We start from the raw sequence: 1874 nt of genomic DNA, 5'->3' as shown, positions 1-1874 counted from the left end.
TCCGCCGGCGACGTCCTCGACGCCGACGAGGACGCCGTTGCCGGTCGCGGTCCACGCCGCCGGCACCGTCCACCACTCCTCGACCGTCGCCTTGTCGCCGGGGACGTCCTTGCAGGGCCACCACTCGCGCGCGCCGTACGGCTCGGAGAGCGACCAGGCCATCTGCCCGTCGCCGCCGCTCGAGTAGCGGTTCCAGCCGAAGTAGCCGGACGAGACGTCCGGCGCGCCGCCGTAGGCGACGACGAGCGCGACGTCCTGCCCTGCGGCGGCCGCCCGGTCGAGCGTCACGTCGAGCGTCGCGGTCCCCGCGGCGTGCGCGAAGACGAGCGGCGCGCCGCCGCGCGTCACCGACGTCACCGTCATCCCGTCGGCGAGGTCGAGCGCGACGTGGGTCAGGCTCGGGACGAGGCTCCGCGCGGTGATCGTCGCCGTGCCGGAGACGGTGCGCGCCGTGGGGTCGAACGAGAGGTCGAGCGCGTAGGAGAGGACGTCGTAGTCGTCCTGCCCCGCGGCCTTCGACGCCGCCTCGGCGGCGGCGAGGGACACGGCGCGCTTCGCGCGGGCGCGGACGGGACGGTCGCGGCGGATCTCCTCCCGCCTCTCGGGCGGGATCGGCTGAACGTCCGCCGGCTCGGCGGCGAAAGCCGCGGAACCGGCGACGAGAACGACGGCTGCACAACAGAGGCGGAAGCGCATCGCGGACTCCCCGAAAGAGCCCGCATTATCGCCGAAAACGGGGAAGCCTCAGAAGATCGCGGCGACGACGACGCGCCCGAGGAAGGCGACGCCGACGGCGATCGCCGCGCAGAGGGCGGAGATCGCGGCCGTGTCCTTCCAGCCGAGCTCGCGCCAGAGCGCGCCGAGCGTGGCGACGCACGGCACGTAGAAGACGATGAAGAGCGCGAAGGAGACCATCTGCGCCGGGGTCAGCGCGCCGGCGAGCGCGGTCGTGCCGAGCGCCTGCATGAGCATCAGCAGCGCCAGTTCCTTGCGCAGCACGCCGAAGACGAGCGTCAGGCCGACCGCGGCGGGGAGCCCGAGGACGTCGGTGGTCAGCGGGGCGAGGAACTTGTTGATCGGCCCGTCGAGCTTCGCCGCCTCGAACCAGCCGAGGACGATCGACGCCCCGATCAGCGCCGGCCAGGCGACGATCACGAACTCCTTCAGCGAGAGCCAGGTCTTGGCGGCCATCGCGCGCGGCGACGGCGGGCGGAGGTCGGGGACCTCGAGGACCATCCCGGCGGGGGTGCCCTTCATCCGCCGCTGGAGCAGGACGCCGAGGACGACGATCACGACGAGGTTGACGGCGTAGACGGCGAGCGCGGGGCCGATCCCGAGCATCGCGCCGACGAGGCCGAGGATCACGGTGGTGCGCGCCGAGCAGGGGACGAGGACGGCGAGGGTCGCGGTGATCCGGCGGTCGCGCGGGTTCTCGAGGATCCGCGTCGACATCACCGCCGGCACCGAGCAGCCGTAGCCGAGGATCAGCGGGACGATCGACTTGCCGTGCAGCCCGATGCGGTGCATCAGCCCGTCGAGCAGGTAGGCCATGCGCGGCATGTAGCCGGTGTCCTCGAGCGCGGCGAGGCCGAGCAGGAACGGCAGCAGGTACGGCAGCACGATCGCCACGCCGCCGGAGACGCCGAGGACGATCCCCTTGACGACGATCCCCGCGGCGGAGTCGAGCGGCACGCTCCGGCCGATCCAGTCGACGAGGCGCGCGAAACCGAGGACGAGCGGGTCCTCGAGGAAGCGCCCGAGGCCGAAGACCGCCCAGAAGAAGAGCCCCATCAGCGCGACGAGGATCGGGATGCCGAAGACCGGGTGCATCAGCGCGAGGTCGAGCTTCTCGCGCCCGCCGCCGCGCGGCTTGC

2 protein-coding genes are annotated in these 1874 nt (G+C 72.9%); both read right to left on the bottom strand.

The window, feature by feature from the left end:
• Window positions 1-696 (bottom strand): hypothetical protein (locus LLG88_04335; protein ID MCE5246134.1); only part of this gene is annotated, 696 nt, incomplete at its 3' end.
• A 48-nt stretch (window positions 697-744) separates the two neighbouring features.
• On the bottom strand, window positions 745-1874 hold a 1130-nt coding region (locus LLG88_04330; GenBank protein MCE5246133.1), incomplete at its 5' end, for a ferrous iron transport protein B.

It is taken from the genome of bacterium, from assembly GCA_021372775.1.
Taxonomy (GTDB): domain Bacteria; phylum Acidobacteriota; class Polarisedimenticolia; order J045; family J045; genus JAJFTU01.
This window is presented reverse-complemented; position numbering and strand designations above follow the sequence as displayed.